Origin of the sequence: Streptomyces sp. NPDC004732, from assembly GCF_040609235.1 — a bacterium.
Taxonomy (GTDB): Bacteria; Actinomycetota; Actinomycetes; order Streptomycetales; family Streptomycetaceae; genus Streptomyces.
This window is the reverse complement of the sequence record NZ_JBEXJR010000018.1, coordinates 133,750-159,835: the sequence shown is the minus strand read 5'-3', so window position 1 is coordinate 159,835 and position 26,086 is coordinate 133,750. Positions and strand designations below refer to the sequence as shown.

Sequence of the window (26,086 nt, the reverse complement as noted above, 5' to 3'; positions counted from 1 at the left end):
ACTCCACCCAGATGATGGCCGGGTCCTGGGTCTCGTAGATCTGGACGTCGGACCATTCCCAGTCGGGCAGCACCTTGAGGGACAGCTCGCCGTGTCTTTGCAGCTTGTCGCGGCCCTGGACTGTGATGGGGCGGCCGATGTCGGTGTTGAACAGGGCCGCGGTGCCGTCGGGGGTGTAGAGGGTGTAGCGGCGCAGCCGGGCCTCGGGCCCGGTTTCCATGTACTGCTCCACGGCCCGCCGGTTGCGGGCCCGCAGGTCGAGGTGGGTGGTGAACACCGGGGCGGTCATGACGACTCCGTGTGGGGGCGCGGGGAACGGGCGGGGTCAGGGCTGCAGGCGGGTGGTGTCCCAGCCGCTGTCGGTGCGGTCGTAGCGCAGCCGTTCGTGCAGCCGGTCGGTGCCGTTGGCCCAGAACTCCACCGCGGCCGGTTCCAGGCGGTAGGCCACGAAGGTGTCCGGGCAGGGCAGTGCGCGGGGCGGCTCGCCCAGCGCCAGGGCCTGGGCGCGGATCTCTTCGAGGTGGTCCAGGTCGCGCAGCGGCTGGCTCTGCAGCGAGACGCTGGACATCGGGTGGGTGAACACCGCGCGGGCCGCCCACAGGGCTTCGGCCTCGGCGCGCGGCAGCTGGCGCACCGGTCCGGCCACGGTGACCTGCTGGCTGGTCTCGCGCCAGTACAGCACGCCCGAGGCCCACGGGTTGGCGGCCAGTTCGTGGCCCTTCTGGCTGCCGGCGTGGGTGATGAACACGATGCCGGTGTCGGTGATCTGGTTGACCGCCAGGATCCGCGAGGAGGTCCGCCCCTGGGGGTCCGCGGTGGCCAGGGCCAGGGCCCGCGGCTCGCGCACGCCCTGCTCGGTGGCCGCCTTCAGCCAGGACGCCAACAGCCCCAGCGGCTCCACCGGCGGCGCCGTGAACTCGGGGAACGCCACCTCGACGGTGCCGGTCAGCGTCTCGGAACGCCGTACATCAGACATGCATGATTCCTTCGATCGTGACGACGCCGTGGCCCGAGACCTCGACGGATTCGACCTGGTCGCCCTCGCCCTGGACGAGTGCGCTCATGGGGGAGGGGCGGCCGATCTCGATGCCCTGGGTGATCTCGATGCGCTGGCCGTACGAGGCGAGGCCGTGCCGGGCGATGTGGATGGCGATGGGTCCGGCGACGGAGCCGGTGGCCGCGTCCTCCACGACCCCGTAGGCGGGCGAGAACATGCGGTTGCGCCAGGTGGTCCCGGAGCCTGCGATGCAGTTCGTCGCCATGTCGGGGAAGCTGGCGAGCGCGCGGTGGTCGGGGTCCACCTTCGACAGCGCCTCGAAGCTCTCGAAGCCGACCAGGGTGTGCCGCGGGCCGTTGCGGTAGATCTCCACCGGCAGCGTCGACTCGCGGACGCCCAGCGCTTCGAGGAGCTCGTCGGCGCGGTCGAAGGGCTCCCACACGGGCACGGGCTGGCGCATGCTCGTCGAGACGACCTTCCCGCCGACCCGCTGCAGCTCGAAGGGGATCACGCCCATGGCGGTCTCGATCTGCAGCTGGTCCGCGTCGGTCCGCTGCCCCAGCGCGATGGCGGTGCCCAGCAACGGGTGCCCGGCGAAGGGGAGTTCGTTGACGGGCGTGAAGATCCGCACGTGTACGTCGCCGCCCTGCTTGGGGCCGAGTACGAACGTGGTCTCCGAGAGGTTCATCTCCCGAGCGATGCGCTGCATCTGCTCGGCGCTCAGGTCGTCGGCGTCGAAGAACACCGCGACCGGGTTACCGGTGAGAGGCTCTCGGGCGAACGCGTCGACCACTACGTAGTTGTGCATCAGTTCTCCACGGTTGAGGTGCCGGGCCGACGCTCGGGGGAGGACGCCGGCCCGGCGGTTCATGGGGCGGTGGTGCTCGTGGCCCGGGCTGGTCCGGCCGGGACCATGCCCACGATGCGCGATCGATCTTTGATCGGAACTGAATCCGGCTGGAACGACGCCGGGCCCGGCGTCAGAGGGGGCCGGGCGCACGCGTCGGTGGCGTCGCAGAGGGCGGTGTTGTCGTACACCGGAACGCTCGGGCAGAAATTACCGAGCACGAGTGCCCCCTCTGCGAATGGCAGACAATTCAAGGAGGGGGGCACGCAACATCACTCAAGGCCCCCCGTTGGCCTTGTTCGATCCTGCCGGGCACAGGAAAATAAATCAATACCGTTTGGATTTTTTCCGCATGAACGACGTGCGGTGATCAACCGCGAAGTGGCATGCCGGAATTGACTCGGGGCACACATTCAAAGATTACAAGGTCGGACTGCAAAGGCCGGACCGCAAAAGAATAAAGAAACAATTTCCTGACAACGGAGCGGCGCGCGACGGGAAATCGGAATAGACAATTCCAGTCGCGCGCGTCCGTCGCCGTCACAGCGGCACCGGCGCCTCCGTCCCGCGCCCGGCAAGGCTCCGGAGGTGCTCCTTGAGGCTGAATCCCGGCGCCGAGGCCTCCTCGGGCGTCAGGGTCGTGCCCTGCGTCAGGAGACGGCGTGCCGCGATGTGGTCCGTGGGCCGGTTGACGGACTCGACCGCCTGGAGGTCCTTCCCGCGGAAGAGGAGCACCGAGAAGGCGTCGGGGTCGTCACCGAGTACCACCTCGCTCTCGTGCCCTTCGTTGAATCCCGCGATCTGCACGGTCGTGGCGAACTGATCGCTCCAGAACCAGGGCAGCTCGTCATATGCGCGGGGCGCTCCGGCCAGTCGCTCGGCGACCGACTGGGCATGCCCGACGGCATTCTGCACGGATTCGAGCCGGAATCGATTTCCGGAACGCACCTGCGGGAATGCCGCGCAGTCACCGATGGCGGAGATGTGCGGGTCGTCGGTCCGCAGCTGGGCGTCGACGGTGATTCCGCCGTTCACCGGGAGACCGGCCGCGGCGGCCAGTTCCGTGCGCGGGGTGACACCGACGCCGACGAGGACCAGGTCGGCGGGCAGCCTGCTGCCGTCGGCCAGCTCCACCGCCGTCACGCTCGAACGGCTGTCGCCGTGCAGCGCCTTGATGCCCTGCCCGAACAGCAGCTCCGTGCCGTTGCTCCGGTGCAGCCGCGTGAAGTGCTCCGCGGTCGGCGCCGACACGACCCGGGCGAGCGGGCGATCGAGCGCCTCGACGACCGTCACCTCGACGCCCGCCTCCCGCGCCACGGCGGCGAATTCAAGACCGATGAACCCGGCCCCCACCACCACGGCGCGCCGCGCCCCGGCCAGCGAAGCCTGCAGCACCACGGCGTCCTGCGCGGTGCGCAGGGTGTGCACGCCGCGCAGCTCCTTGCCCGGCACGTCGAGCGTGCGGGGCGTGGCGCCGGTGGCGAGGACGAGGTGGCCGTAGTCGTAAGTGGAACCGTCGGCCAGCCGCACCGAGCGCGCGGCCGGGTCGATGTCCGTGACGGTGCCCGCGATCAGGTCGATCGACTGGCGCACGTAGTACGTCGCGGGGCGCAGCCACAGCATGGCCTCGTCCGCCTCGCCCTTGAGGTACGCCTTGGACAGCGGCGGACGCTCGTAGGGGAGCGCGTCCTCGGCGCTGATGAGCGTGATGCAGCCCTTGTAGCCGCGCTCCCGCAGGGACGCCGCGGTCTGGTAGCCGCCCTGGCCCGCCCCCACCACCACGACCGAATCGGGCTGTGCGTGGTCCGTCATCAGTTCTGCCGCTCAGGGGTGTGCACGATGAGGCCGTCCAGCGCATCGCTGGACTTGAGCTGGCAGCTCAGCCGGCTGTTGGGCTTGCGGGGGCACGCGGTGAAGTCGAGCATCTCGTCCTCGCGCTCCTTCGGCGGCTCCAGCTTGTCGAGGGTGGTCTCGTCCACGTAGACGTGGCAGGTGGCGCACTGCATGTTGCCGCCGCACTGGGCGACGATGCCGTCAATGTCGTTGAAAACGGCGCCGCGCATGACGCTGGTGCCGACGGGGACGTCGATCGCGGTCTGGTTCCCGTCGACGGCGACGTACGTGATTTTGGGCATGACGGAACTCCTCGATGGCATCCGGACGCGCTCGATGACGGTCCGTGGAACGGATGCCTGGCAAGTGGAAAACGGAAGGTGGAGATGGCGCGCCGACGGCCGATGGGGGGAACGGCGACACCCCTGTCGACTCGCCGTCACACGCTGGTCGTCGGGACACGCGACGTCCTGGACCAGGGCTGTGGCAGCGGTTGGAGCGTACCAAACCGAATCCGGCCAAGCCAGGACCCGTTGGGAACCTCAGGGTCGAGGCCTGCGTCCGCGGCGGGGATCGGGCAGGCGGTGCGTCATGAAGGGCCTGCTGGTGGTGAACTCCCGGAACTTCACTGCGGCGTCCGACAGGTAGGTGTCGCGGCTCCACACCAGGGTGAGCACCCGGGAGCAGTCCGGCGCGTTCAAGTGCACCCAGGCGACCGGGACTTGGGAGTCCGTTCCGGCCTGGCGGGAAATGGCGGGGATCAGGCCGATGCCGAGCCCCGCGCTGATCATGTCCTGGCTCGCGCCCGGCTCGTCGCCCTCGCAGGAGAGCAGTGGTGTGAGCCCCTCGGACGCGAACAGCCGGTCGAGGAGCGTGCGTTGCCATTGGCCCGGGCGGGTCGTCACGAACGGTTCGGCGGCGATCTCACGGATCGTCACGCTCTCCTGCCCGTCGAGCCAGTGGCCGCGCGGGACGGCGAGCAGCACCTCCTCGCGGGCCAGCTCGACCGATTCGAGGTTCGTGCCGGTCAGCGGCTGTGAGGCCACACAGAAGTCGACCTCCCTGGCGCGCAGCTGGCGGTCCATCTCCTCCGCGTTCGACTGGTAGAGCCGCACGTCGGCGCGGGGGTAGGCGGCCCGGAAGCTGCCGAGGAGATGGGTGATCGTCAGGAGGGTCTCCGAGGCGACGCTGACCCGGCCGAATGCCGTGTCGCGGGCGTCGCGCAGGACCCTGCGGGCGTCGTCGAGCTCGCTCAGGGCGCGGTCCACGTGGTGCAGGAACACCACGCCGTACTGATTCAGCCGGATGCGGCGGCCCTGCCGGTCGAACAGGGGGGTGCCGAGCTCGGCCTCCAGGCGCGCGATGGTGCGGCTGAGGGAGGGCTGGGCGACGTGCAGCTCCTCCGCCGCACGGCTGATGTGCTCGTAACGGGCGACTGCCTGGAAGTAGCGCAACTGCAGAAGATCCATGATCCACCTTCACTTATGCCTTCCGGGACATCATCACATGGCAAAACCGGTCTTGGATTGCATAAGGAATCCTCTCTACGGTTTTAGTCGAGGCCACCGCACAGATGGCGGGCAAACGGCGCCCGGCACCTGCACACGCGAAGCGGCGGCCCCACCCGTCCACCCGCCACCGACCGAAACCGAACCCTCCAGCCGTCCCACCGGCCACCGTCCCCCCAGGAAGGTCGCATCATGAGCGCTGCGGATCTGGCCCGACTCCAGTTCGCGGCCACGACCGGCATCCACTGGCTGTTCGTGATCCTCACCATGGGCCTCGTCCCCATCGTCGCGATCATGCACACCCGGGCCGCGTTCACCCGTGATCCCGAAAAGAGAGCAGTCCGGGAGCGTATGACCCGCTTCTGGGGTCAGCTCTACGTCATCAACTACGCGGTCGGCATCGTCACCGGCCTCGTCATGGAGTTCCAGTTCGGGCTCAGCTGGAGCGGCCTGAGCAAGTTCGCGGGCAACGTCTTCGGTGCCCCGCTGGCTCTCGAAACCCTCATCGCCTTCTTCGCCGAGTCCACCTTCCTCGGCATGTGGATCTTCGGCTGGGGCCGACTGCGCAGAGGCGTGCACGTCACGCTCATCTGGCTGGTCGCCCTCACCGCGTACGCCTCCGGGTACTGGATCCTGATCGCCAACGGCTTCATGCAGCACCCGGTCGGCTACGAAGTGCGCGACGGCGCCGCCTACCTCACCGACTTCACGGCACTGCTCACCAACTCCAGCGCCCTGATGGCCCTCTTCCACCTCTCGCTGGGTGCCCTGACGACGGGCGGCTGCTTCATCGCCGGCATCAGCGCGTACCACTTCCTGCGGGGCACCAAGGAGAGGGAGCTCTTCCGCCCCTCCCTGAAGCTGGGACTCTGGGTCTCGACCGTCGCCTCCTTCTTCGTCGTCATCGTCGGCGAGATGCAGCGCCCGATCATCGAGCGCACGCAGCCCATGAAGGACGCGGTCCTGGAGAACAGCGGCGTCGCCGAACTGCAGGCCCAGCTCGTCAAGGAGCACGGTCCGGGCAACTACGTGCCCTGGCAGGACACCATGCGGATCTCGATGGACGCCATGACGCTCATCGGCAACACCGTGTCCACCATCACCTTCATCGCCCTCATCCTTCTCTGGAAGGACCGGCTGATGCGCTGGCGCTGGGCCTCGTGGATCCTCGTCGCGACCATCCCCTTCCCCTTCATCGCCTCCGTGGGCGGCTGGATCGTCCGCGAGGTCGGCCGCCAACCGTGGATCGTGTACGGCGAGTTGACGGTCGAGGACGCGTTGTCCCACGTGGGGAAGACCTCGCTGCTGCTGTCCTGCGTGCTCTTCATCGCCATCTTCGTCGCACTGGCGGTGACGAACTGGACCCTGATCACGAAGTTCGCCATCCGCGGCCCCGACGCCACACAGCTCGGCGTCAGCGAGCCACTGCCGGACGACCTCCCCGAGGGCCCGGGAGGCAGCGCCGACGAGAAGCAGCCGGTACCCGCCCTCTGAGCCGGGCCGACCCGGCACACCCCCCCCCGAGATGAACCCCCTGCTGTAACGGAAAGTTGAGCGAGATGAGTCTGGAGACCGTCTGGCTGGCCCTACTCGGCCTGCTACTCGCCGGGTACTTTGTACTCGGCGGCTACGACTACGGCGCGCAGATGCTGCACCCCTTCCTCGGCCGGGACGGTGAGGAAGAGAAGCGCACCAGCGGAAACGCCGCCCTCGACGCCATCGCGCCGTTCTTCCTGGGCAACGAGGTCTGGCTGGTCGCCTTCGCCGGAGTCATGTTCGGTGCCTTCCCGCACCTCGAAGGCACCCTCCTGTCCGGCATGTACCCGCTGATCGTGGCGATCCTCGCAGGTCTGGTCCTCGGCAACGCCGCGGTCCAGCTGCGCCGCCGCTCCCAGAGCGCCCGCGGCCGCGGTGCGTGGGACGTCCTGATCGTGGTCGGCGGCGCCGTCCCTGCCGTGTGCTGGGGACTCGTCGTGGGGCTGCTGCTCCACGGCGTGCCCCGCCGCGCCGACGGCAGCTTCCACATCGGGTTCGGCGAGGTGTTCTCGCCGTTCGTGCTGGCTTGCGGCGTCACCACCGCACTGCTCTTCGCGGTGCACGGGGCGACCTTCGTCGCCCTGCGATCCGGCGACGAACTCGCCGCGAAGGCAAGGGACATGGCGGCCAAGCTGCTCGTCGGCGTCGCCGCCGTCGGCGCCCTCGCGCTGCTCCTCACGGTCTTCGGCGCGGGCGCCGACATGACGAACCGCACGACGTCGTGGATCATCGCCGCCCTGATCGTGGCCGCACTCGCCGCCGCCTGGTGGTACCTCAGCCGCGGCCACAACGTCCTGGCGTTCGCCGCCACCTGCTGCGCCACCGCGCTGCCGGTGCTGCTCCTGGGGGCCGGTCACTACCCGTACCTCCTGACCACCGGGGCCGGTGCGGGTCTGGACATCGACCACGCCATCACGGACGACGCCACGCTGAAGATCCTGAGCGGCTTCGGGGTCCTGGTGATCCCGACGATCCTCGCCTACCAGTTCTGGAGCTGGTGGGCCTTCCGGGGGCGGACGGGCCAGCGCCACCCCAGCTACTTCTGACCCCCGGAAAGCGAAGAAAGGGATCCCAACGATGAAGCCCGTCGAACGCCGACTGATGCGGGAAATCCCGGCACTGCGGCGCCACATGACGTACTCCTCGGTGCTGGCCCTGGCGGGCGCCGGGCTCATCGTCACCCAGGCCGTCCTGCTGGCGACGGCGCTCGCGGACGGCTTCGCCGGACACGGGATCCGCACCGGCACCCTGGCCGCGCTGGGCACCGTCATGGCCCTGCGCGCCCTGCTCACCTGGGTCCGCGGCGCGCTCGCCCAGCGCGCCGCGGCCGACGCCAAGGCCACCCTGCGCGACCGCATCACCGGACAGCTGCAGCGGACGGCACCGCTGCGCCTCGCGGACCGCCGCCACGGCGAGACGGCCACCCTGCTCACCCGCGGCCTCGACGCCCTCGACCCCTACGTCGTCGGCTACCTGCCCACCATGGCGGCCGTCGCGGTCGTCCCCCTCACCGTGGTCGCCTGGGTCGGCTGGACCGACTGGACCTCGGCCCTGATCATCGTCATCACCCTGCCGCTGATCCCCGTGTTCGGCGCACTGGTCGGCATGCACACCGCCCAACGCACCGCCCGCCAATGGCGGTTGCTCTCCCGCCTCGGCGGCCACTTCCTCGACGTGGTGGCCGGACTGCCGACGCTGCGCGCCTTCGGCCGCGAGCGCCACCAGATCAAGGTGGTCCGCGAGATGGCGGAGGCCCACCGGCGGGCCACCATGCGGACCCTGCGCGTGGCGTTCCTCTCCTCCCTCGTCCTGGAGACGGTCGCCACCCTCTCCGTGGCCCTGGTGGCCGTCCCGGTCGGACTGCGGCTGCTGCACGGCGACGTCGGCCTGCACACCGCCCTGGTCGTGCTGTTCCTCGCCCCCGAGGCGTATCTGCCGCTGCGCGCCATGGGCGGCGCCTTCCACGACAGCGCCGAGGGCATCGCGGTGGCCGAACGGGTCTTCACCGCACTCGACGACGAGGACGCCTCCCCGGCCGACGCCGACCGCGCCGCCGCGCCCGACGCCCGCACGGCGGAACTCACCCTCCACGACGTCACCGTCCACTACCCGGGCCGCACCGAGCCCGCCCTCAGCAACGTCTCCCTGACCATCAGCCCCGGCGAGCACGTCGCCCTGGTCGGCCCGAGCGGCGCGGGCAAGTCCACGCTGCTCTCGCTGCTCCTCGGCTTCGTCACCCCCGCGTCGGGTCGGGTCGAGGCCGGCGGCACCGATCTCGCCGGTCTCGACCCCGACGACTGGTGCACCCAGGTGGCGTGGGTGCCGCAGCGCCCGCACCTGATCGCGGGGACCGTCGCCGAGAACATCCGCCTCGGCCGCCCCGACGCGAGCGACGCAGAGGTGCGGGAAGCGGCCCGCGCCGCCTCCGCCGACCTCTTCGTCGAGGAGCTGCCCCGCGCGTACGACACCGTGCTCGGCGAGCACGGCGCCGGGCTCTCCGCCGGTCAGCGCCAGCGGATCGCGCTGGCCCGCGCGTTCCTGAAGGACGCCCCCGTGCTGCTCCTCGACGAACCGACCGCCCACCTCGACCCCGAGAGCGAGGCCGCCGTCACGCGCGCCACGGTCGCCCTCATGCGCGGCCGCACCGCGATCGTGGTCGCCCACCGCACGAGTCTGCTGCCGCACGCCGACCGGATCATCACCGTACGAGCGGGCGCCGTCTCCTTCCCCGGAGCCGCCCCGACACCCTCCCTCGACCTCGATCCCGCGCCCGCCCCCGCACCGGCGTCCTCGGAAAGGCTGGTGGTCTCATGACCTCGTACGTCGTCAAGGCCGCCGCCCCCGGACGCGCCCGCGCCCCCCGCCCCACCGCCCGCCTCCTGTACCACCTCCTGCCGTACTGGCGCAGGCTGCTGCCCGCCGCCCTCGCCGCGGCCGGGAGCGAGCTCGCCGCCGCCGCGCTGATGGCCACCGCCGCCTGGCTCATCACCCGCGCCGCCGAACAGCCGCCCCTCTCCGCGGTCAGCGTCGCGATCGTCGCCGTGCGGGCCCTGGCCCTCGGCCGCGGAGCGCTCCGCTACATCGACCGGCTCCTCGGCCACGACGGCGTGCTGCGGGCCGTAGCCGGGTTCCGCGCCCGGGTGTTCGAGGCGCTGGTGCCGCTCGCGCCCGCGGGCACCCCCGCCTTCCGCAGCGGCGACCTGCTGACCCGCCTCGTCGACGACGTCGACGCCGCACAGGATCTGCTGCTGCGCGTCATGATCCCGGCCACGGCGGCGTTCGTGGTCGCCGCGGCCGCCACCGGCACGGTCCTGGTGCTGCTGCCGGGCGCCGGGCTGCTGCTCGGTGCGCTGCTCGCCGTGGCGGGCATCCTCGTGCCCGCCCTGGTGCTCGTACTGTCCCGCCGCGCGGGCCGCGCGGAGAAGGCGGCGCGCGCCGAACTCGCCGCCGTCACCGTCGACCTGACCCAGGGCGCCGCCGACCTCGCCGCCTACGGCGCCCGTGGCCGCACTCACGACCGGGCCCGCGGCATCACGGCGCGGATCGCGGGTCTTGAGCGCCACAAGGCGCTGACCACCTCGCTGGCCCAGGCCATGGTGCTGGTGCTGCAGGCCGTGGCGACGGTCGGCGTCACCTGGCTCGCGCTCCGCGCCCACGCGGCGGGCGACCTGCCCGCCGTGCAGCTCACCGTCCTCGCGGTCCTCGCGCTCGTCTCCTTCGAGGCGCTCGCGCCGCTGCCCGCCGCCGCCCGCCGCTTCGTCGAGGTCCGGGCCTCCGCGCAGCGCCTCGCCGACCTCTTCGACACCCCGGCGCCCGTCGCCGACCCACAAGCCCCGGACCCGCTGCCCACCGACGAGCCGCTCGACGTGACCATCACCGACCTGCGGGTCCGCCACCTCCAGGACAATCCCCCGGCCCTGGACGGCGCGAGCCTGCAACTGCCGGCAGGTCGTCGAGTGGTACTCATCGGGGCCAGCGGGTCCGGTAAATCCACACTGATCGCCGCCCTCATGCGGTTCGTGCCGTACGAAGCAGGCAGCATCCGCGTCGGCGGGCGCGAACTCAGCGCCTGCACGGGCGCCGACGCCCGCCGCGCCATCACCGGCATGACGCAGGACGCGCACGTCTTCCACGCCACGATCCGCGCCAACCTCGTCCTCGCGGCCCCGGATGCCACCGACGCCGAGCTGCGCGAGGCGGCCCGCAGGGCCAGGATCCTGGACTGGATCGAGTCGCTGCCGCAGGGCTGGGAGACCGTACTCGGCGGGGACGGCGCCACCATGTCGGGCGGTCAGCGCCGGCGCCTGCTCCTGGCCCGCGCGCTGCTCGCCGACCCGCCCGTCCTCGTCCTTGACGAACCCACGGAGGGCCTGGACCCGGACACCGCGGCCGAAGTGCTCGCCGACATCCTCGACGCCACCCGCGGCCGCACCACGCTCCTGGTCACCCACGAGCGGGCGGGCCTCGCGGGCGCCGACGAGATCGTCACCCTGGACCGTGGCCGGATCCGTCCCGCCACCCACGAGGACCTGGACTCCGCGACGGACGGAGTGGCCGCCATGGCGCTCTGAGCCGCCCCGAACCGTAGCCGGACGCGCGCCGAGTCCCTCTTGCCAAGCCCCCGCGACAAGCCGAGGATTGTCCCTCCTCGAACGAGGGTGCGCGAGCGGAGTGAGGAGCGAAGGCCATGGATTTCGGACTCGTACTGCAGACCGACCCGCCCGCCTCGGAGGTCGTCGGGCTGATGAGGCGCGCGGAGCGCAACGGCTTCCGCTACGGCTGGACCTTCGACTCGTCCGTGCTGTGGCAGGAGCCGTTCGTCATCTACAGCCGCATCCTCGAACACACCACGCGGCTGACCGTCGGCCCCATGGTCACCAACCCGGGCACCAGGACCTGGGAGGTCACCGCGTCGACCTTCGCGACCCTCAACGACATGTACGGCAACCGCACCGTCTGCGGCATCGGGCGCGGCGACTCCGCGATGCGCGTCGCGGGACGCAGGCCCAACACCCTGGCCAGGCTCGGCCAGGCGATCGACGTCATCCGTGACCTCGCGGAGGGGCGCAGCACCGACATCGGCGGGCAGACGCTGCGGCTGCCGTGGGTCAGGGACGGCAAGCTGCCGGTGTGGATGGCGGCGTACGGCCCGAAGGCGCTGGCGCTCGCCGGGCAGAAGGCCGACGGGTTCATCCTGCAGCTCGCCGACCCGTATCTGACGGAGTGGATGGTGAAGGCCGTGCGGGACGCGGCCGCCGACGCGGGGCGCGACCCGGCGGACGTCAAGATCTGCGTGGCCGCGCCCGCCTACGTCGGCGACGACCTCGCGCACGCCCGCGAGCAGTGCCGGTGGTTCGGCGGCATGGTCGGCAACCACGTGGCGGATCTGGTCGCCAAGTACGGCGAGCACTCCTCGATGGTGCCGGAGGCCCTCACCGCGTACATCAAGGCCCGCGAGGGCTACGACTACAGCCACCACGGGCGCACCGGGAACCCCGACACCGCCTTCGTGCCCGACGAGATCGTCGACCGCTTCTGTCTCCTGGGTCCCGTCGAGTCGCACCTCGAACGGCTGCGTGAGCTGAGGGAGCTGGGCGTCGACCAGTTCGCGCTGTACGCGATGCACGACGCGCGCGAGGACGTTATCGACGCGTACGGCTCCGCGGTCATCCCGGAGTTCTCGTAACCATGGCCATGGCATGATCCCCGCGTGACCGTCACCGTCGTATCCGGACCCTTCAGACGGGCCGTGGCCCTTGCGGCGGCGGCCCTGCTCCTGACGGGCTGCGGACTCTCCGAGGAGCTGGAGCGCGAGACGAACCCGGAGGGGCGGCCGCCGTCCTCGGGGGCGATGCCGCCCGCACCGGCCACGGACACTCCGGCGGCCCGCCTGCCCGATGAGCCCGACGACACCCCGCGCTGCCCGAAGTCGGGCGTCAGCATGTCGCCCGGCATGGTGACCGCCGCCATGGGGCTGCGCGCGATGTCCGTGACGATGACCAACTGCGGTGACGGGGCGCGCGAGGTCGACGGCTATCCCGACATCCGCGTCCGCGGCCTGGACCGCGAACTCTTCGACGTTACGGTGCTCAAGGGCACGGAGCCGGTCACCACCATGGACGACCCCGGGCCGAGCCGTGTCGTGCTCGGGCCGGGGGAGTCCGCGTACACCTCGCTCGTGTGGCGGTACTCGGCCGTCGACGCGGCCACCCGCCGGGGCAGCGGCGTCTACGTGGAGATAGGCCCTGCCAAGGGCGCACCGAGGCAGACCATCGAGCCGGACGGCGGCCTCGACATCGGCGAGACCGGCATGCTGGGCACGACGGCATGGCAGAAGAGCCCGTCGGACGACCGCTGAAGCAGCCGCGCGGCCCGGTCAGGGCACGCGGGCCGTCCACTCCGCGGTCGCGAACTTGGTCCGCACGAGCTCCCGGGCGCGCGCCATCTCCTCGTCGGTGACCTTCCCCTCGGCAAGGCCGTAACGGCCGCGGAAGGAGTCGATCATGCGCTCGATGACCGCCTCGCGGGGCAGCCCGGTCTGCCGACGCAGCGGGTCGACCCGCTTCTTGGCGCTCCGCGTGCCCTTGTCGGAGAGCTTCTCCTTGCCGATGCGCAGCACTTCGAGCATCTTGTCCGCGTCGATGTCGTACGACATGGTCACGTGGTGCAGCACCGCGCCCGGCGCGCCGCCCGGCGCCACCGTGCGCTTCTGCGCGGCGCCCGCGATCTTCCCCGCGTCCGTCGCGATGTCGTTCAGCGGCTGGTACCACGCCTTGATCCCCATGTCGGCGAGGGCGCCGAGCACCCAGTCGTCGAGGTAGGCGTAGCTGTCCTGGAAGGAGAGCCCCTGGACGAGGGCGTCGGGGACGGAGAGCGAGTACGTGATGGTGTTGCCCGGCTCGACGAACATCGCCCCGCCGCCCGAGATCCGGCGCACGACGTCGATGCCGTGCCGGGCCGCGCCCTCCGCGTCCACCTCGTTGGCGAGCGACTGGAAACTGCCGATGATCACCGAGGGCGAGGCCCACTCCCACACGCGCAGCGTCGGCGGACGGCGGCCCGCCGCGACCTCCTGGGTCAGCACCTCGTCGAGGGCCATGTGCAGCGCGGGCGGCTGCGGCTCCTCGTGGATCAGCTGCCAGTCGTAGTCCGTCCAGTCCGTCGCGTGCGCGAGGGCGCGGCGGACGGCGACCCCGATGCCCTCCGACGTCAGGCCGTACATGACGGTGCCCTCGGGCAGCGCGGCGTCGATGCGGGCGGCGAGGCCCGGGGCGTCCGTGTCGGCGGGGGCGCCGTTCAGCGCGCCGTTGATCGCGTCGAGCGCCTCGTCGGGTTCGAGGAAGAAGTCACCGGCCACGCGGGTGTTCCGCAGCTCGCCGCCCTCGACGTCCAGATCCACGACGACGAGCTTGCCGCCGGGGACCTTGTACTCACCGTGCACCGTGCTTCCTCCAGGCCCGCGGGACACAACGCCCTCGGCTCGATGTTTCCGAATCGTCCCCCAACGCTAGCCGAGCGCGGGAATGTCCTGCTTGTGTGCGCCGTGCGGGGGACCGTGCACCGGACGGCGCATCCGTGGGCGGCCGACCGTCCGAAGGACAGAGGGAAGGATCACCCGGCCCACTGGAGTCCGCACCATGCACATCTCGGTCGTCCTGTTCACCTCTGATCTGCGGGTGCACGACCATCCGCCGCTCCGCGCCGCCGTCACCGGCGCGGACGCGGTGGTGCCGCTCTTCGTCCACGACCGGGCCATCGCCGACCTGGGCGACGCGGGACCGAACCGGGAGGCGTTCCTCGCCGACTGCCTGGCCGACCTCGACCGTCAGCTCCGGGACCGCGGCGGGCGGCTCGTGGTGCGCAAGGGCGACCTCGTCGAACAGGTGCGGTCCGTCGTCGAGGCGGCGGACGCCGACGAGGTCCACATGGCGGCCGGGGTCAGCCGGTACGCGCACGCCCGCGAGCGGCGGCTGCGCGAGGCGCTGGAGCGGGACGGCCGACGTCTGTACGTCCACGACGCCGTGGTCACCGCCGTCACCCCCGGATCCGTGACCCCGGCCAACTCCGACCACTTCGCCGTCTTCACCCCGTACTTCCGCCGCTGGACCGAGAAGGGCGTGCGGGCCGTGCTCGCCGCCCCGCGCACCGTGCGCGTCCCGGACCACGTCAGCTCCCACTCGTACCCCTCCCGCAAGGAGATGGACGGCCTCTCGCCGGGCCTCGCCGAGGGCGGCGAGAGCGTCGGCCGCGCCCTCTGGCGGGCCTGGCTGCGCAACGGCATCGACCGGTACACCGAGAACCACGACGCCCTGGCGGCCGACGCCACCTCGAAGCTCTCGCCGCATCTGCACTTCGGCACGCTGTCCTGCGCCGAACTCGTCCACGCCGCACGCAAGCGGTCGTCCCAGGGCGCCGAGGACTTCGTCCGGCAGCTGTGCTGGCGCGACTTCCACCACCAGGTGCTCGCCGCCCGCCCGGCAGCGGCCGCCGCCGACTACCGAACGCGCGGTGACCGCTGGCGCTCCGGGAAGTCGGCGGACAGCGACATCCGCGCGTGGCAGGAGGGGGCCACGGGATACCCGGTCGTCGACGCGGCCATGCGCCAGCTGCGGCACGAGGGGTGGATGCACAACCGCGGCAGACTCCTGACCGCGAGCTTCCTCACCAAGACGCTGTACGTCGACTGGCGGGTTGGTGCCCGGTACTTCCAGCAACTCCTCGTCGACGGCGACCTCGCCAACAACCAGCTCAACTGGCAGTGGGTGGCCGGGACCGGCACGGACAGCCGCCCCAACCGGGTGCTCAACCCCGTGCTCCAGGCCAAGCGTTACGACCCCGACGGCACGTACGTACGCCGTTGGGTGCCCGAACTCGCCGAGCTGCGCGGCGCCGCGGTCCACGAGCCGTGGAAGCTGTCCGGGGCGGAGCGGGCGCGGTACGACTACCCCGAGCCGCTCGTCGAACTGGCGGCGGGGCTCGGCCGGTTCAGGAGGGGCCGGGGCATCGAGTGACGGGGTCGGGCTGGAGCCAGGGCGGGGTCGGGCTGGGGTGATGCCGCCCATCAGGTCGAGGTGATGCCGCCCGTCAAGTCGACGTGATGCTGTCCATCAGGGAGTACACCGCCTTCAGCGCGTCGGCCCCCGGCGGCAGGGCGGGCGGCCGGCCGGTGAGCGACCGTTCCGTGAAGCCGGTGTCCAGGCGCGGCGAGCGGATGTCGAGGACCGCGACGGACCGCGGCGCGAGCTCCTCGGTGAGCACGCCGAGCCAGCCGCTCAACGCCGCCTTGGACGCGGTGTAGTCGGCGCTGCCCGCGAGGTCGTCCGCGCTCTCCGGGCCCGCCGGGCCGGGCACCCCTCCGGTGATCGCCAGGAGGAACCCCTTGTCCGCCACCACCGGAGCCGCGCCCCTCAGCACCGCCATGGGACACAGCGCGTTGACCGTCAGGAGATGCCCTGCCATCGCGTTCGACACGTCCTCCACCGCGCCGTACCCCGCCGCCCCGACCGTCACGAGCACCCCTTCCAGCCCCGAAAGCGCACGCTCCGCCCACGGCCCGAGCGTGGAGCACTGGTCCAGGTCGCATGCCTCGAAGCAGCGGGCGGGCGGCCCGCCGAGGTCGCGTGCGAGAGCCGCAAGGCGTACGTGATTGCGACCGGCCAGAGCCAGTCGTGCGCCGCGCTCCGCCAGCGCGCACGCGGCGAGACCGCCGAGAACGCCGGTGGCCCCGGCCACCAGGATGCGGGCACCCGAGATTTCCATTCGTCTTCCTCCAAAGGGGGCAGGAGCAGAGGGGCGAGAGAGAGGGTGTGGTGGGTCGATGCCCGGTACTTCACGCCGACGGTGCGGAACGGATGCGCTGTCCGCAGACCGGTTGCGCGGCGCCCGGCACCGGCGGGCCCTCCGGCGTCAACCCCTCCCGCAGCGCGCGCAGACCGCGCCGCATGTGGCTCTTGACCGTGCCGAGCGGCAGACCGGTCCGCTCGGAAATCTGGGACTGCGTCAGATCCTCGTAGAACGCCAGCCGCAGCACCAACTGCTGCGCCGATGGCAGGTTCGCCAGCTCGCGCTGGACCAGAACGCGGTCGAGCACCTGCTCGGCGCAGGGCCCGCCGACGGAAGGCGCCCCCTGCCGGGCGCCCACGGCCGCCACCAGCACGGCGCGCCGGGTCCTGGCCGCGAGCGTGTCGGCGACCTTGTGCCGCGTGATGCCCACCAGCCAGCCCGGCAGGCCACCGGCGCCCGCCCGGTACCCGTGCCGACCGCGCCAGGCGGCGAGGAAGACCTGCTGCGTCACGTCCTCCGCGTCCGGACCGTCGCCCAGGGCGCGCCCGGCGAGCCGGTGGACGAGGCGCCCCCAGCGGCGGTAGGCCGCCGACAGACAGCGCTCGTCACCGGCGGCGACGCCCGCCGCGAGCTGATCGTCCGCGAGCAGGTCCTCGGGGTGCGGAGCGTCTTCGGGGAACGTGATGTCGACCGCCACCATGATGCGTACTCCTCGTACAGGGGTCGGAGTTGACCCCAGATTGGTGACAGTCAGTGAGAGGCGACAACTTGCAGCGATTGTGCGTCGTATCGTCGCGGGATGAGAGCTGCACGGATGCCGGGCACCGCCCGGCGGGGCGATGCCGTCGGGGCGCGGATGCCGGATGCCGCGCTGACCACCGGTAGCGTCGCCCGAAGACTGGGTGTCGCGCCGACCACGCTCCGGTCCTGGGAACGGCGTTACGGCATCGGGCCCGCCCAGCGGGAGCAGGGCCGTCACCGCCGCTGGAGCCCCGTCGACGTGGGGCGCGTGGAGGAGATGTGCCGACTGACCGCGCTGGGCGTGCCGCCCGCCGAGGCCGCGCGTTCGGCGCTGCAGGAGGGCGCGGCGGAGATTCCGCGCCCGCGGCGGGGCAGTGACTCCGGCGCCCTCTCGCTCGGCAACGTACGGCAGGAGTGCCGGGGTCTCGCCAGAGCGGCGGTGCGGCTCGACTCGCCCGCGGTCGAGACGCAACTGCGCTCCACCGTGGGGGAGTACGGCTACACCATGGGGTGGGAGGAGGTCATGGCGCCCGCCCTGCATGCCATCGGGCGCAAGTGGGCGTCGTCCGGCGAGCGGTACGTGGAGGTCGAGCACCTCCTCTCCTGGCACGTCTCCTCCGCGCTGCGGCGGGCGCCGGGCGCGGGTGTCGTGAGCGGTGCGGCGGCGGCGATTTCTCGCGGTCCTGGCGGTCCTGGCGGTTCTGTCGGGCCTGTCGGTTCTGTGAGGCCTGGCGGATCGGGTGGCCCCGTCGGGCCGGTGCTGCTCACGTGTGTTCCGGGGGAGCAGCACACCCTCCCGCTGGAAGCGCTCACCGCCGTCCTCGCCGAACGGGGCGTGCCCACACGGATGTTCGGTGCCGCGCTGCCCGCGGAGGCGCTGTACGAGGCGGTCCGGCGCATCGGCCCTTCGGCCGTGGTGCTCTGGGCGCACTCGCGGAACACCGCGGACCGGGCGCTGGTGCACCTCATCACCGAGGCGGAGTGGGGCATGCGGGGTGCCAGGACGCATCCCGCCGTGCTGATCGCGGGGCCCGGGTGGTCGCCGCGCGCGGGGGCGTACACGCCGGGGGTCGAGCGGCTGACCGGCTTGCGGACGGCGGCGGACCGGATCGAGGCGTTCTTCGTGCCCTGACTTGTGGGGTGCCACGGCCCGACCGTCGACCGGCAGCGCGCCGGAAGTTAGCCTGCCGATCATGTTCACGACGCGTCCCACTCTGCAGGGCACCTTCGGCATGGTGTCGTCCACCCACTGGCTCGCCTCGCAGTCCGCGATGGCCGTCCTGGAGGACGGAGGCAACGCCTTCGACGCCGCGGTCGCCGCGGGGTTCGTCCTGCACGTGGTCGAACCGCATCTCAACGGGCCCGCGGGCGAAGTGCCGATCATCCTCGCGCCCGCGGGGGGAGAGGTGCGCGTGCTCTGCGGTCAGGGGTGCGCGCCCGCGGGTGCGACGGTCGACCACTACCGCTCCCTCGGGCTCGGCCTGGTGCCCGGCACCGGCCCGCTCGCCGCGGCGGTGCCCGGCGCCTTCGACGCGTGGCTGCTGCTCCTGCGGGACCACGGCACGAAGTCCCTCGCGGACGTCCTCAAGTACGCCATCGGGTACGCGGAGGACGGGCACGCCCCCGTGGAGCGGGTCGGCGAGACCGTGGCGACGGTACGGGAGCTCTTCGAGCGGGAGTGGCCCTCGTCGGCCGAGGTCTACCTGCCCGGCGGGCGGCCGCCGCGGCCCGGCGAGCTCTTCCGCAATCCCGCGCTGGCCGCGACGTGGCGGCGGCTGATCGCGGAGGCGGTTGGCGGGGAGGGCGATCGGTCGCGGGTGGCGGAGATCGAGGCCGCGCGTGAGGTGTGGCGCGGTGGGTTCATCGCCGAGGCGCTCGTGCGGCAGGCGGGGCGGCCGACGATGGACACGAGTGGTGAGCGGCACGTGGGGACGCTCTCCGCGGAGGATCTGCGCGGGTGGTCGGCCTCCTATGAGGACCCCGTCACGTACGACTGGAACGGCTGGACCCTGTGCAAGGCCGGGGGCTGGAGTCAGGGTCCCGCGTTCCTGCAGCAGTTCGCGCTGTTGTCGGGGAACGTCGCGGAGCTTCCGGAGTACGGATCCGCCGAATACATCCACCTCCTGGTCGAGGGCTGCAAGCTGGCGATGGCGGACCGGGAGGCCTGGTACGGGGACGATGAGTCCGTCGGGGCGTCCGTGCGTGAGCTGCTCTCCGCCGAGTACAACGCGGAGCGGCGGCGGCTCATCGGGGAGAAGTCGTCGCGCGAGCTGCGGCCCGGGTCGCCCGGCGGGCGCGAGCCGCGGCTCTCCGCGCATGCGCTCGCGGTGGCTTCGGGGGACGCCCCGGGAGCGGATGCGTGGGGCGGTACTGCGGCGGCCGGGGCGGGGGAGCCTACGGTGGCCGGGGACGGGGGGACGCGCGGCGACACGTGCCACGTCGACATCGTCGACCGCTGGGGCAACATGCTGTCCGCCACGCCGAGCGGGGGCTGGCTGCAGTCCAATCCCGTCGTGCCCGAGCTCGGGTTCCCGCTCGGGACGCGGCTCCAGATGGCGTGGCTGGAGGAGGGCCTCCCGAACTCGCTCACCCCCGGCAGGCGTCCCCGCACGACGCTGTCCCCCTCCATGGCGCTGAAGGACGGGGTGCCCGTGGTGGCCTTCGGCACGCCCGGGGGAGACCAGCAGGACCAGTGGCAGGTGCACTTCTTCCTGGGGCTCGTGATGCGGGATGTGGTGCGGGGCGGGCTCGACCTCCAGGGCGCGATCGACGCGCCCAACTGGCACACGGAGTCGTTTCCCGGCTCGTTCCACCCCCGCGAAATGCGCCCGGGAAGCCTCACGGTCGAGTCCCGCACGGACCCTGCGGTGGTGGAGGAGCTGCGGCGGAAGGGGCATGTGGTGACGGTGGGGGGCGCGTGGTCGGAGGGCCGGTTGTGTGCGGTGGCGCGGGATGCGGGGAGCGGGGTGCTGTCGGCGGGGGCCAATGCGCGGGGGATGCAGGGGTACGCGGTGGGTCGTTGAATCGTCCGTCCGTCCGTCTGTCTGTGGGTGCGGGGACGCGGGGGGATGTACGTACTCGCCATCCCTGCGGCCTGGTTCGATGTTTCTGGGCGTCCGGGTTTGCTCGGTGCTCCGTGCGCACATCCCCCCGCGTCCCCTCCCGTCTCGTACGCGGGTGCGGGCCGGTGGGGTGTCTGCGGTGGTTGTCCTTCGTCGGACGGCGCAGGGTGTCCCCAGGGGTTTGTCGGGAGTTCAGGGGGTGTTTGCCTTGCGCGTACGGGATGTCAGTGGGGCGTGCTCTCATGGGGGCATGATCGAAGACTTTCTGACGCACGGTGTACGCGACGTGGAAGAGGCCCTCCGCAAGGCCGCCGCAGCGGAGGTCACCCCCCGCTTCCGTCAGCTCGCAGAGGGCGACATCGTGGAGAAGAGCGGCCCGCACGACATGGTGACCGTCGCCGATCGTCTCGCGGAGGAGCAGCTGACCGCCGACCTCGCCGCGCTGCTCCCGGGGTCGGTCGTCGTCGGTGAGGAAGCGGTGCACGCCGACCCGTCGACGTACGAGGCGATACACGGAGACGCCCCGGTCTGGATCGTCGACCCCGTGGACGGGACGCGACAGTTCGTGAACGGGAACCCGGGGTTCTGCATGCTGGTCGCCCTCGCCGTGGGCGGCGAGGTGCAGGCGTCCTGGACGTATGCGCCGGTGCTGGACGAGATGGCCGTCGCGGTCCGCGGCCAGGGCGCGTGGCTGAACGGAGAGCGGCTGGTGGCGGGCTCGCCCGCGCCCGGCGCGGACGTGGCCGTGGCGACCTCGCATCCGGACTTCACCACCGAGGAGCAGAAGCGGGCCCTGACGGGACTCGTCGTCGAGGGCGTGCGCCCGCGGCCCTGCGGCTCCGCCGGGCTCGAGTACCTGGCCATCGCCAGGGGCGAGCTGGACGCCGTCGCCTTCTCGTGGGAGCTGGCCTGGGACCACGCCGCCGGACTGCTGCTCGTCGCGGAGGCCGGTGGCGCCGACCTGACGCTCACGGGGGAGCCGTTCCGGATAGGCGGGGGCAATGCCCTGCCCTTCACCGCGGCCCGCGACGCCGCCACCGCCCGCCGGGTCGCCGGCCTGCTCGCGGCCGGCGCCTGAGAGGGGCTCGAGGGAGGGCGGAGGTCGCCCGCCTATCCTGGCGGCAGAGGCCATCGGCTGACAAAGGAGTCCGAAGGTGCCGTCGATGCTTGATGCCGTCGTCGTGGGGGCGGGACCGAACGGGCTGACCGCTGCCGTGGAGCTGGCCCGCCGCGGCTTCTCCGTGGCCGTCTTCGAGGCCAAGAGCACCGTGGGGGGCGGCGCGCGCACCCAGGAGCTGACGCTCCCCGGATTCCGGCACGACCCCTGCTCCGCCGCCCACCCGCTGGGCATCAACTCCCCGGCGTTCCGCACCATGCCCCTCGACCGGTACGGACTGGAGTGGCTGCAGCCCCCGCTGCCCATGGCCCACCCCTTCCCGGACGGCACCGCCGCCGTCCTGTCCCGTTCCGTCGCCGAGACCGCCGCCTCCTTCGGACCGCGCGACGCGGGGGCGTACCGCAGGCTGATCGAGCCCTTCCTGCCCAAGTGGGACGTGCTGCTGAGGGACTTCATGTCCCTGCCGATGAGCTCGCTGCCGCGGGACCCCATGACCCTCGCCCGGTTCGGCCTCGCGGGCCTGCCGCCGTCGACGTGGCTGATGCGGCGCTTCCGCGACGAGCGGGCCCGCGCGCTGTTCGCCGGGCTCGTCGCGCACGTCATCGCCCCGCTCGACGGCATCGTCACCGGTGGTGTCGGCATGGTCTTCGCGCTGGCCGCGCACGCCCGCGGCTGGCCCCTCGCCCGGGGCGGCTCGCAGTCCATCTCCGACGCCCTCACCGCGTATCTGAAGGACCTCGGCGGCACCGTCCACACGGACTACGAGGTCAAGCGGCTCGACGACCTGCCGCCCGCCCGTGCCTACGTCTTCGACACCTCACCGACCGCCCTGGCCAGGATCGCCGGGCTCGGCCGCGCCTATGCCGGGTACCGGTACGGCGCAAGCGCCTTCAAGATCGACTACGCGCTCGACGGCCCCGTCCCCTGGACCGCGGAGGAGCCGCGCACCGCGGGGACCGTGCAGGTCGGCGCGAGCAGCAAGGAGATCGGCGCCGCACTGCACGCCGCGTCACGCGACGGGCGGGCGCCCGACGCGCCGTTCCTGATCACCGTGCAGCCCAGCGTCGTCGACCCCTCCCGCGCCCCGGCGGGCAAGCACGTCTTCTGGGCGTACGGTCATGTGCCCAACGGCTGGCAGGGCGACCTCACCGACGCCATCGAGCGACAGCTGGAGCGCTTCGCCCCCGGCTTCCGCGACCGCGTCCTCGCGCGCGCCACGGCGGGCCCGCCCGAGCTCGCCGCGCACAACGCCAACTACGTGGGCGGTGACATCGCCTGCGGCGCCGCCAGCGGGCTGCAGTTGCTGCTGCGTCCCAAGCTCTCCCTCTCGCCGTACAACACACCGCATCCCGCCGTCTTCATCTGTTCGTCCGCGACGCCCCCGGGCCCCGGCGTGCACGGCATGTCCGGGCACAATGCCGCGAAGGCCGTGTGGCGCATGCTCAGGAGCCAAGCGTGACCGTGCCCATCACCCTGGTCCAGGGCGACATCACCCAGCAGCACGCCGACGCCATCGTCAACGCCGCCAATTCCTCGCTCCTGGGCGGCGGAGGCGTCGACGGCGCCATCCACCGCAACGGCGGGCCCGACATCCTTGCCGACTGCCGCCGCCTGCGCGCCGCGCACTACGGCAAGGGCCTGCCCACCGGCCGCGCCGTCGCGACCACCGCGGGGCGGCTCGACGCCGGACATGTGATCCACACCGTCGGCCCGGTCTGGTCCGCCACCGAGGACCGCTCCGAGCTCCTCGCCTCCTGCCACCGCGAGTCGCTGCGCGTCGCCGCCGAGCTCGGCGCGCGTACGGTCGCGTTCCCCGCGATCTCCACCGGCGTCTACCGCTGGCCGCTGGCGGACGCGGCGCGCATCGCCGTCTCGACGGTCCGGGAGGCCGCGGACCCCGCGCTCTTCGACGAGGTGCGGTTCGTGCTGTTCGGGCGAGAGGCGTACGACGCGTTCGCGGCGGCAGTGGAGCGGTAGGGCGTGCGCCGCCCCCCTGGCCGGGCGACGTCGATGTCGGATTTCCGCCAGCCGTGGCCGGGTGGAATCCGCGAAGCTTGAGGCATGCACACCGACACAGAGCGCTGTGTACGCGCCGTTCAGTCGAAGGACGCCCGCTTCGACGGCTGGTTCTTCACGGCTGTCGTCACCACGCGGATCTACTGCCGTCCCAGCTGCCCGGTCGTGCCGCCCAAGGCCGAGAACATGACGTTCTACCCGAGCGCCGCCGCCTGCCAGCAGGCCGGTTTCCGGGCCTGCAAGCGGTGCCGTCCGGACAGCAGCCCCGGCTCCCCCGAATGGAACCAGCGGGCCGACCTCGTCGCCCGCGCCATGCGTCTGATCAGCGACGGCGTCGTCGACCGCGACGGCGTCCCCGGCCTCGCCGACCGCCTCGGCTACAGCACCCGGCAGGTCGAGCGGCAACTGCTCGCCGAGCTCGGCGCCGGACCCCTCGCGCTCGCCCGTGCCCAGCGCGCCCAGACCGCGCGACTGCTCATCGAGACGACCGCACTGCCCATGGCGGAGATCGCCTTCGCCGCCGGGTTCGCCTCGATCCGCACCTTCAACGACACGGTGCGCGAGGTCTTCGCACTGGCCCCGGGGGAGCTGCGCGCCCGCGCGCCGAAGAGCACCGGCACGACGGGGCCCGGGACCGTGCCGTCCGGGGGCGCGGGCGGCGTCCTCTCGCTGCGACTGCCGTTCCGCGCGCCCCTCAACCCCGACAACCTCTTCGGGCACCTCATCGCCACCGCGGTGCCCGGAGTCGAGGAGTGGCGGGACGGGGCGTACCGCAGGACCCTGAGCCTCCCCTACGGGCATGGCGTCGTCGCCCTCACCCCGCACCCCGACCACATCGGCTGCCGACTCTCCCTCACCGACCTGCGCGATCTCACCATCGCCATCAGCCGCTGCCGCCGCATGCTCGACCTGGACGCCGATCCGACAGCCGTCGACGGCCAGCTGAGGGACGATCCGCTGCTCGCACCGCTCGTCGACAAGGCCCCGGGCCGCCGCGTACCGCGCACCGTCGACGAGGCCGAGTTCGCCGTACGAGCCGTCCTCGGCCAGCAGGTGTCCACCGCAGCCGCCCGTACCCACGCGGCCCGCCTCGTCACCGCGCACGGCCGTCCCGTCGAGGACCCCGAGGGTGGCCTCACCCATCTGTTCCCCACCCCCGAGGAGCTCGCCGCGCTCGACCCCGAGTCCCTCGCCCTGCCCCGCAGCCGCCGGGCCACCCTGACGACGCTGGTGGGTCACCTCGCCGACGGCAGCCTCCGCCTCGGCGTGGAGAGCGGCTGGGACGAGGCCCGCGCCCGCCTCACCGGGCTCCCCGGCTTCGGCCCCTGGACGGTCGAGGTCATCGCGATGCGCGCGCTCGGCGACCCGGACGCGTTCCTCCCCTCCGACCTGGGCATCCGGCGTGCCGCACAGGAGTTGGGCCTGCCGCACACCCCCGCCGCGCTCACCGCACGCGCCGCCGCCTGGCGGCCCTGGCGGGCCTACGCGGTCCAGTACCTGTGGGCCATCGACGACCATCCGATCAACTCGATCCCCGCGTAAGGGACATCACTCATGGAACGCCTGCACACCCTCATCGACAGCCCCTACGGGCCCCTCACGCTCGTCGCCACCGACGGCGTCCTCAGCGGCCTCTACATGACCGAGCAGCGGCACCGCCCGCCCGAGGAGACCTTCGGCGACCGCGATCCGGCGCCGTTCGGCGAGGCGATCAGCCAGCTGGAGGCCTACTTCGCCGGGGAGCTGACGGAGTTCGACGTGCCGCTGCGGCTCGACGGCACGCCGTTCCAGCGCACGGTCTGGCACGGGCTCCAGCAGATCCCCTACGGAGAGACCCGTACGTACGGCGAACTCGCCGAAGCCCTCGGCAGACCGAACGCCTCGCGCGCGGTCGGACTCGCCAACGGCAAGAACCCGATCGGCGTCATCGTCCCCTGCCACCGCGTCATCGGCGCCAACGGCAGCCTGACGGGGTACGGGGGCGGACTCGACCGCAAGCAGCGGCTGCTCGCCTTCGAGGGAGGGGCGGCGGGGGCGTCCGAGGACGCGCTTTTCTGAGATCCGGGATCCGCGGCTCTGAGATGCGGGATCCGCGGTTCTGAGATGCGGGGGGACGCGCCGGGTCAGCCGACCCGGTGCCCGTTCTCCAGCTCTGCCGGGCCGCCGCCGTGCGCCTGTACGTCGAGCGCGGCGGCGACCCGTCGGCCCAACTCGCCGGGCAGGTACTCCGCGAGCTGCTCGGGAGCCACCAGCCGCCAGGAGAGCAGCTCCGCCTCCTGCAGCCTGATCGACTTCAGCTGTTCGGCGGAGAGCACCCCGCCGTCGTACAGGTACGCCACCAGGGGCGGCCGCGGACGCAGGGGGCCCGGCGGCACCCAGGCCACCGCGAGCAGCGGCCCGAGCTCGACGTCGAGCCCGATCTCCTCGACGGTCTCCCTGCGCGCCCCCTGCCGAGGCGTCTCGCCCTCGTCCGACTCCACGGTCCCGCCCGGCAGCGCCCACCCCTCGCGGTAGTTCGGCTCGACGAGCAGGACCCGCCCCGCCGCGTCCCGGAAGAGCGCGGCGGCCCCGACGAGGACACGGGGGAGTCCCGCGATGTACGTGGCGTAGTCCTGGATGGTCACGGAGGAAGGGTAGCCGGGACGG

At 72.2% G+C, this 26,086-nt stretch carries 24 protein-coding genes; 14 read left to right on the top strand and 10 right to left on the bottom strand.

Translation table 11 applies throughout. The features are described 5' to 3' along the window. From ABZV77_RS38165 to ABZV77_RS38140, 6 genes are all read right to left on the bottom strand, one after another. Positions 1-289 (bottom strand): PhzA/PhzB family protein (locus ABZV77_RS38165; RefSeq protein ID WP_356267195.1); only part of this gene is annotated, 289 nt, incomplete at its 3' end. Between the two features lie 36 nt (positions 290-325). Beyond that, positions 326-976 (bottom strand): phenazine biosynthesis FMN-dependent oxidase PhzG, encoded by a 651-nt coding sequence (gene phzG / locus ABZV77_RS38160; protein ID WP_356267193.1) that lies wholly within the window; start codon positions 974-976, stop codon positions 326-328. After that, positions 969-1,805, bottom strand: coding sequence for a PhzF family phenazine biosynthesis isomerase (locus ABZV77_RS38155; protein ID WP_356267191.1), 837 nt, complete (start codon positions 1,803-1,805; stop codon positions 969-971). Before ABZV77_RS38155 ends, phzG begins: the two co-directional genes overlap by 8 nt. Before the next feature lie 579 nt (positions 1,806-2,384). Further along, positions 2,385-3,656, bottom strand: a complete 1,272-nt coding sequence (locus tag ABZV77_RS38150) for an FAD-dependent oxidoreductase (protein WP_356267189.1) — start codon at positions 3,654-3,656, stop codon at positions 2,385-2,387. Further along, the gene (locus tag ABZV77_RS38145) at positions 3,656-3,979 is read right to left on the bottom strand and encodes a 2Fe-2S iron-sulfur cluster-binding protein (RefSeq protein ID WP_356267187.1); all 324 of its coding nucleotides are present in this window, start codon (positions 3,977-3,979) and stop codon (positions 3,656-3,658) included. The genes ABZV77_RS38150 and ABZV77_RS38145 overlap by 1 nt, the downstream gene beginning before the upstream one ends. A 240-nt stretch (positions 3,980-4,219) precedes the next feature. After that, positions 4,220-5,146, bottom strand: coding sequence for a LysR substrate-binding domain-containing protein (locus tag ABZV77_RS38140; protein WP_356267185.1), 927 nt, complete (start codon positions 5,144-5,146; stop codon positions 4,220-4,222). A 231-nt stretch (positions 5,147-5,377) separates the two neighbouring features. Between ABZV77_RS38140 and ABZV77_RS38135 the strand changes: the two genes are divergently transcribed. The 6 genes from ABZV77_RS38135 (at position 5,378) to ABZV77_RS38110 (ending at position 13,079) form a co-directional block, all read left to right on the top strand. After that, entirely contained in the window at positions 5,378-6,679 is a 1,302-nt protein-coding gene (locus ABZV77_RS38135; protein ID WP_356267183.1) for a cytochrome ubiquinol oxidase subunit I, read from the top strand. 65 nt (positions 6,680-6,744) lie between these two features. Beyond that, positions 6,745-7,767 (top strand): cytochrome d ubiquinol oxidase subunit II, encoded by a 1,023-nt coding sequence (gene cydB, locus ABZV77_RS38130; RefSeq protein ID WP_356267181.1) that lies wholly within the window; start codon positions 6,745-6,747, stop codon positions 7,765-7,767. A 31-nt stretch (positions 7,768-7,798) separates the two neighbouring features. Then, positions 7,799-9,535, top strand: a complete 1,737-nt coding sequence (gene cydD / locus ABZV77_RS38125) for a thiol reductant ABC exporter subunit CydD (protein WP_356267180.1) — start codon at positions 7,799-7,801, stop codon at positions 9,533-9,535. Continuing rightward, positions 9,532-11,292, top strand: a complete 1,761-nt coding sequence (cydC, locus tag ABZV77_RS38120; protein WP_356267179.1) for a thiol reductant ABC exporter subunit CydC — start codon at positions 9,532-9,534, stop codon at positions 11,290-11,292. The genes cydD and cydC overlap by 4 nt, the downstream gene beginning before the upstream one ends. 116 nt (positions 11,293-11,408) lie before the next feature. After that, positions 11,409-12,407, top strand: coding sequence for a TIGR03842 family LLM class F420-dependent oxidoreductase (locus tag ABZV77_RS38115; protein ID WP_356267177.1), 999 nt, complete (start codon positions 11,409-11,411; stop codon positions 12,405-12,407). Between the two features lie 24 nt (positions 12,408-12,431). After that, positions 12,432-13,079 (top strand): DUF4232 domain-containing protein, encoded by a 648-nt coding sequence (locus ABZV77_RS38110; protein ID WP_356267175.1) that lies wholly within the window; start codon positions 12,432-12,434, stop codon positions 13,077-13,079. Between the two features lie 18 nt (positions 13,080-13,097). Here ABZV77_RS38110 and ABZV77_RS38105 read toward each other — a convergent pair whose 3' ends face one another. Then, positions 13,098-14,162: a biotin/lipoate A/B protein ligase family protein gene (locus ABZV77_RS38105; protein WP_356267173.1), complete on the bottom strand. Its 1,065-nt coding sequence runs from the start codon at positions 14,160-14,162 to the stop codon at positions 13,098-13,100. Positions 14,163-14,358: 196 nt separating this feature from the next. On the opposite strand from ABZV77_RS38105, the gene ABZV77_RS38100 reads away from it, so the two are divergent. Continuing rightward, a complete protein-coding gene (locus ABZV77_RS38100) occupies positions 14,359-15,732 on the top strand; it encodes a deoxyribodipyrimidine photo-lyase (protein WP_356267171.1) in 1,374 nt (457 codons plus the stop codon). Positions 15,733-15,805: 73 nt separating this feature from the next. On the opposite strand, the gene ABZV77_RS38095 is transcribed toward ABZV77_RS38100, so the two are convergent. Beyond that, the gene (locus ABZV77_RS38095; protein ID WP_356267169.1) at positions 15,806-16,480 is read right to left on the bottom strand and encodes an SDR family NAD(P)-dependent oxidoreductase; all 675 of its coding nucleotides are present in this window, start codon (positions 16,478-16,480) and stop codon (positions 15,806-15,808) included. Between the two features lie 70 nt (positions 16,481-16,550). After that, positions 16,551-17,204: a sigma-70 family RNA polymerase sigma factor gene (locus ABZV77_RS38090; protein ID WP_356267167.1), complete on the bottom strand. Its 654-nt coding sequence runs from the start codon at positions 17,202-17,204 to the stop codon at positions 16,551-16,553. Between the two features lie 156 nt (positions 17,205-17,360). On the opposite strand from ABZV77_RS38090, the gene ABZV77_RS38085 reads away from it, so the two are divergent. The 7 genes from ABZV77_RS38085 (at position 17,361) to ABZV77_RS38055 (ending at position 25,498) form a co-directional block, all read left to right on the top strand. Then, positions 17,361-18,377 carry a MerR family transcriptional regulator gene (locus ABZV77_RS38085; protein WP_356267207.1) on the top strand — a complete coding sequence of 339 codons (1,017 nt, stop codon included), beginning with the start codon at positions 17,361-17,363 and terminating at the stop codon, positions 18,375-18,377. A 61-nt stretch (positions 18,378-18,438) separates the two neighbouring features. Next, positions 18,439-20,268, top strand: coding sequence for a gamma-glutamyltransferase (locus ABZV77_RS38080; protein ID WP_356267165.1), 1,830 nt, complete (start codon positions 18,439-18,441; stop codon positions 20,266-20,268). A 289-nt stretch (positions 20,269-20,557) separates the two neighbouring features. After that, positions 20,558-21,385: an inositol monophosphatase family protein gene (locus ABZV77_RS38075; RefSeq protein WP_356267163.1), complete on the top strand. Its 828-nt coding sequence runs from the start codon at positions 20,558-20,560 to the stop codon at positions 21,383-21,385. A gap of 85 nt (positions 21,386-21,470) precedes the next feature. Further along, complete coding sequence (locus ABZV77_RS38070) at positions 21,471-22,883, top strand: NAD(P)/FAD-dependent oxidoreductase (RefSeq protein ID WP_356267205.1); 1,413 nt, start codon at positions 21,471-21,473, stop codon at positions 22,881-22,883. After that, the gene (locus ABZV77_RS38065) at positions 22,880-23,401 is read left to right on the top strand and encodes an O-acetyl-ADP-ribose deacetylase (RefSeq protein ID WP_356267161.1); all 522 of its coding nucleotides are present in this window, start codon (positions 22,880-22,882) and stop codon (positions 23,399-23,401) included. The genes ABZV77_RS38070 and ABZV77_RS38065 overlap by 4 nt, the downstream gene beginning before the upstream one ends. An 84-nt stretch (positions 23,402-23,485) precedes the next feature. Continuing rightward, entirely contained in the window at positions 23,486-24,982 is a 1,497-nt protein-coding gene (locus ABZV77_RS38060) for an AlkA N-terminal domain-containing protein (protein ID WP_356267160.1), read from the top strand. A gap of 12 nt (positions 24,983-24,994) precedes the next feature. Then, positions 24,995-25,498, top strand: a complete 504-nt coding sequence (locus ABZV77_RS38055; protein WP_356267158.1) for a methylated-DNA--[protein]-cysteine S-methyltransferase — start codon at positions 24,995-24,997, stop codon at positions 25,496-25,498. 65 nt (positions 25,499-25,563) lie between these two features. On the opposite strand, the gene ABZV77_RS38050 is transcribed toward ABZV77_RS38055, so the two are convergent. Further along, positions 25,564-26,064: an NUDIX hydrolase gene (locus ABZV77_RS38050; RefSeq protein WP_356267156.1), complete on the bottom strand. Its 501-nt coding sequence runs from the start codon at positions 26,062-26,064 to the stop codon at positions 25,564-25,566. Between the last annotated feature and the right edge of the window lie 22 nt (positions 26,065-26,086).

Excerpts from the sequence above, each read along its gene's own strand:
- ABZV77_RS38100 (WP_356267171.1), top strand. The coding sequence starts at position 14,359 with ATGCACATCTCGGTCGTCCTGTTCACCTCTGATCTGCGGGTGCACGAC.
- cydB (WP_356267181.1), top strand. The coding sequence starts at position 6,745 with ATGAGTCTGGAGACCGTCTGGCTGGCCCTACTCGGCCTGCTACTCGCC.
- ABZV77_RS38055 (WP_356267158.1), top strand. The coding sequence starts at position 24,995 with ATGGAACGCCTGCACACCCTCATCGACAGCCCCTACGGGCCCCTCACG.
- ABZV77_RS38075 (WP_356267163.1), top strand. The coding sequence starts at position 20,558 with ATGATCGAAGACTTTCTGACGCACGGTGTACGCGACGTGGAAGAGGCC.
- ABZV77_RS38085 (WP_356267207.1), top strand. The coding sequence starts at position 17,361 with ATGCCGGATGCCGCGCTGACCACCGGTAGCGTCGCCCGAAGACTGGGT.
- ABZV77_RS38150 (WP_356267189.1), bottom strand. The coding sequence starts at position 3,656 with ATGACGGACCACGCACAGCCCGATTCGGTCGTGGTGGTGGGGGCGGGC.
- ABZV77_RS38070 (WP_356267205.1), top strand. The coding sequence starts at position 21,471 with ATGCTTGATGCCGTCGTCGTGGGGGCGGGACCGAACGGGCTGACCGCT.
- cydC (WP_356267179.1), top strand. The coding sequence starts at position 9,532 with ATGACCTCGTACGTCGTCAAGGCCGCCGCCCCCGGACGCGCCCGCGCC.
- ABZV77_RS38115 (WP_356267177.1), top strand. The coding sequence starts at position 11,409 with ATGGATTTCGGACTCGTACTGCAGACCGACCCGCCCGCCTCGGAGGTC.
- cydD (WP_356267180.1), top strand. The coding sequence starts at position 7,799 with ATGAAGCCCGTCGAACGCCGACTGATGCGGGAAATCCCGGCACTGCGG.
- ABZV77_RS38060 (WP_356267160.1), top strand. The coding sequence starts at position 23,486 with ATGCACACCGACACAGAGCGCTGTGTACGCGCCGTTCAGTCGAAGGAC.
- ABZV77_RS38090 (WP_356267167.1), bottom strand. The coding sequence starts at position 17,204 with ATGGTGGCGGTCGACATCACGTTCCCCGAAGACGCTCCGCACCCCGAG.
- ABZV77_RS38080 (WP_356267165.1), top strand. The coding sequence starts at position 18,439 with ATGTTCACGACGCGTCCCACTCTGCAGGGCACCTTCGGCATGGTGTCG.
- ABZV77_RS38155 (WP_356267191.1), bottom strand. The coding sequence starts at position 1,805 with ATGCACAACTACGTAGTGGTCGACGCGTTCGCCCGAGAGCCTCTCACC.
- ABZV77_RS38140 (WP_356267185.1), bottom strand. The coding sequence starts at position 5,146 with ATGGATCTTCTGCAGTTGCGCTACTTCCAGGCAGTCGCCCGTTACGAG.
- phzG (WP_356267193.1), bottom strand. The coding sequence starts at position 976 with ATGTCTGATGTACGGCGTTCCGAGACGCTGACCGGCACCGTCGAGGTG.
- ABZV77_RS38135 (WP_356267183.1), top strand. The coding sequence starts at position 5,378 with ATGAGCGCTGCGGATCTGGCCCGACTCCAGTTCGCGGCCACGACCGGC.
- ABZV77_RS38095 (WP_356267169.1), bottom strand. The coding sequence starts at position 16,480 with ATGGAAATCTCGGGTGCCCGCATCCTGGTGGCCGGGGCCACCGGCGTT.
- ABZV77_RS38145 (WP_356267187.1), bottom strand. The coding sequence starts at position 3,979 with ATGCCCAAAATCACGTACGTCGCCGTCGACGGGAACCAGACCGCGATC.